The organism is Shigella sp. FC1567 (assembly GCF_001743015.1).
GTDB lineage: Bacteria > Pseudomonadota > Gammaproteobacteria > Enterobacterales > Enterobacteriaceae > Escherichia > Escherichia coli.
In genome coordinates, this window is record NZ_MIIV01000200.1 from 1 (window position 1) to 2,897 (window position 2,897).

Annotated in this window: 5 protein-coding genes and 1 pseudogene; 5 read left to right on the forward strand and 1 reads right to left on the reverse strand. The window is 49.1% G+C overall.

The window, feature by feature from the left end; translation table 11 throughout:
- Nucleotides 1-227, reverse strand: a 227-nt coding sequence (locus tag BHE85_RS12905) for an IS3 family transposase (RefSeq protein WP_057951205.1), incomplete at its 3' end; no start/stop codon positions are given.
- A gap of 168 nt (nucleotides 228-395) precedes the next feature.
- On the opposite strand from BHE85_RS12905, the gene BHE85_RS12910 reads away from it, so the two are divergent.
- From BHE85_RS12910 to BHE85_RS12935, 5 genes and pseudogenes are all read left to right on the forward strand, one after another.
- Nucleotides 396-1,061: an epoxyqueuosine reductase QueH gene (locus BHE85_RS12910; protein WP_012421537.1), complete on the forward strand. Its 666-nt coding sequence runs from the start codon at nucleotides 396-398 to the stop codon at nucleotides 1,059-1,061.
- A 241-nt stretch (nucleotides 1,062-1,302) separates the two neighbouring features.
- Entirely contained in the window at nucleotides 1,303-1,458 is a 156-nt protein-coding gene (gene hokD, locus BHE85_RS12920) for a type I toxin-antitoxin system toxin HokD (protein WP_014532198.1), read from the forward strand.
- A gap of 249 nt (nucleotides 1,459-1,707) precedes the next feature.
- A complete protein-coding gene (locus tag BHE85_RS12925; RefSeq protein WP_000687440.1) occupies nucleotides 1,708-1,995 on the forward strand; it encodes a hypothetical protein in 288 nt (95 codons plus the stop codon).
- 38 nt (nucleotides 1,996-2,033) lie between these two features.
- A pseudogene (locus BHE85_RS12930) lies at nucleotides 2,034-2,537 on the forward strand (DUF1367 family protein); the annotation flags it as partial.
- A 53-nt stretch (nucleotides 2,538-2,590) separates the two neighbouring features.
- A partial coding sequence (locus BHE85_RS12935; RefSeq protein ID WP_032219445.1) for a transposase occupies nucleotides 2,591-2,897 on the forward strand: 307 nt, incomplete at its 3' end.

Sequence of the window (2,897 nt, forward strand, 5' to 3'; positions counted from 1 at the left end):
CGTTGTAGCTTTTTCCTCAGCTTACGTATTTCGATTTGTTCTGGTGTTATCGGAGAGGCTTTTGGTGTTTTGCCCTGACGCTCATCACGCAGTTGTTTGACCCATCTTGTCATTGTGGAAAGGCCAACATCCATAGCTTTGGCGGCATCTGCCACCGTGTATTTCTGGTCAACAACCAGTTGAGCGGATTCGCGTTTAAACTCTGCGCTAAAATTTCTTTTTTTCATTGGAGCACCTGTGTTGTTCTGAGGTGAGCATATCACCTCTGTTCAGGTGGCCAAATTCAGTGTGCCACTTCAGCCCGAAAGGGCGGGGAGCAGTCACACATCTGTTTCCGATAGCCCCGTTCTAATGCTACACTCTTTGATATTTTTATGACCCCAATAAACATATTTATGACAGTTGCTGATTTCAAACGGCCCAAATTGGAGCTCCCAAACGGGGCAAACAAACTACTACTGCACTCTTGCTGTGCTCCATGTTCCGGTGAGGTGATGGAGGCGCTTCAGGCCTCGGGAATCGACTACACCATCTTTTTCTACAACCCGAACATTCATCCTCAGAAAGAGTATTTAATTCGTAAGGATGAGAATATTCGCTTTGCTGAACAACACGGCGTGCCGTTTATTGATGCTGATTACGACACAGACAACTGGTTTGAACGAGCCAAAGGAATGGAATGGGAGCCCGAACGAGGGATCCGTTGCACCATGTGTTTTGACATGCGTTTTGAGCGGACAGCGCTGTACGCCGCTGAAAATGGTTTCAGTGTGATCAGCAGTTCACTGGGCATTTCACGCTGGAAAAATATGCAGCAGGTTAACGACTGTGGGCGGCGAGCCGTCGCGCATTATCCGGGCATGGTGTACTGGGATTATAACTGGCGCAAGCAGGGAGGCTCGTCCCGTATGATTGAAATCAGCAAGCGCGAAAAATTCTATCAGCAGGAATATTGTGGCTGTGTGTATTCTCTGCGCGATACCAATCTACACCGCAAATCTCAGGGACGCCCTCTTATCAAAATTGGTCAACTCCACTACGGTAAAGAAGAGAAGGAGTGATTTTATGGGGCACCTTTCTGATTGATTTCATATTGGCGAGGTAAGTAGAATGACTGCGGGTGCTTGAGGCTATCTGCTTCAGGCTATCTGCTTCAGGCATGAACACCAAAAGGCAGATAGAGAAAAGCCCCAGTTAACATTACGCGTCCGGCAAGACGCTTAACATTAATCTGAGGCCAATTTCATGCTTTGCACATGTAGGTTAGCCTCTTACATGCCGAAAGGCAAGGAGAAGCAGGCTATGAAGCAGCAAAAGGCGATGTTAATCGCCCTGATCGTCATCTGTTTAACCGTCATAGTGACGGCACTGGTAACGAGGAAAGACCTCTGTGAGGTACGAATCCGAACCGGCCAGACGGAGGTCGCTGTCTTCGTAGACTACGAATCCAGGAAGTAAGAGTGACCGGGCGGGGAGCTGATCCCATCCCCGCCCACCTCTGATGTGTCAGGCATCCTCAACGCACCCGCACTTAACCCGCCCATCGCTGTGATCTCTCAGCGTTTCGGCGGGTTTTTTGTTGTTTATTTCCGGTGAATTTGATTCGCGCACCTTCGCAGATAGAATCGACTCACTTAAGTAGCGCGCAGGGAGAAGAGGGATGGACCCCGAACAGGGGAGAGCTATTTATCTGGAAGGATTCTGAAGATGAAAATCGAAGAATTGCGTGAAATTTTTAGTGAAAATGGCCTCTATGCTGTGCGCGTTGAGAATGGAGCGATTGTCAGCCATTGCCGCATTAGATGTTTGCAATCTCAACAAAGGAAGAGCGGTGCTGTGTTATTTTATTTTTGTAATGGACTTCTGACGGACGGTTTTATTTTGCGTGAGGACGAATTTGTCACATCATTACGGGTTTTGAAAGAGATTGGTTTTAAGGCTGGTTTTCTGCTTTTGCTGAAGAATAAACTCATCTACAATCTTGAGCAGGATTGAACTCCTGCTGTGTAACACCGTGCCACCGGAGAAAGCCGATGGCGCATATACAACTGATCAAACAAACCTCTTCCGGATTACTTCTCCCGGCGACGCCGGAGAGTTGCGATTTTCTGCATCAAATCAAAACAGGTGAGTGGATACACGCAGACTTTAAGCGTGTGCGTAACTACGCATTCCACAAGCGTTTTTTCAAACTCCTGCAACTGGGATTCGATTACTGGACTCCGATCGGTGGGGCGATTACGCCTCGCGAACGAGAACTGGTATCAGGCTTCGTTGAGTACCTGTGCGAATCAGTAGGCCGGGAACATACGCCAGCTCTGAGCGAAGCCGCAGAGCAATATCTGAATACAGTTGCGACACGCAGAACCCGAGATACAGCATTGCTAAAGTCGTTTGAGGCTTTCCGCGAGTGGGTAACCATTCAGGCCGGATTTTACACCGAGCATATTTATCCGGACGGTAGCCGTGGGCGCAGGGCGAAATCCATCTCGTTTGCGAATATGGACGAAACCGAGTTTCAGCAGGTTTATAAATCTGAACCGCCCCGGGAATCCTGGAGACTAAACTTCCTGAGAAAGAGGTAAACAGGATGACTAAAAATACTCGTTTTTCCCCCGAAGTCCGTCAGAGGGCGATTCGTATGGTTCTGGAAAGTCAGGGCGAATATGACTCACAGTGGGCGGCAATTTGTTCCATTGCCCCAAAGATTGGCTGTACACCGGAGACTCTGCGTGTCTGGGTACGCCAGCATGAGCGGGATACCGGAGGCGGTGATGGCGGGCTCACCACCGCTGAACGTCAGCGTCTGAAAGAGCTGGAACGTGAAAATCGTGAACTGCGCCGCAGTAACGATATCCTTCGCCAGGCTTCCGCTTATTTTGCGAAGGCGGAGTTCG

Coding starts and splice junctions, on each gene's coding strand:
- BHE85_RS12925 (WP_000687440.1), top strand. CDS start 1,708: ATGAAAATCGAAGAATTGCGTGAAATTTTTAGTGAAAATGGCCTCTAT.
- hokD (WP_014532198.1), top strand. CDS start 1,303: ATGAAGCAGCAAAAGGCGATGTTAATCGCCCTGATCGTCATCTGTTTA.
- BHE85_RS12910 (WP_012421537.1), top strand. CDS start 396: ATGACAGTTGCTGATTTCAAACGGCCCAAATTGGAGCTCCCAAACGGG.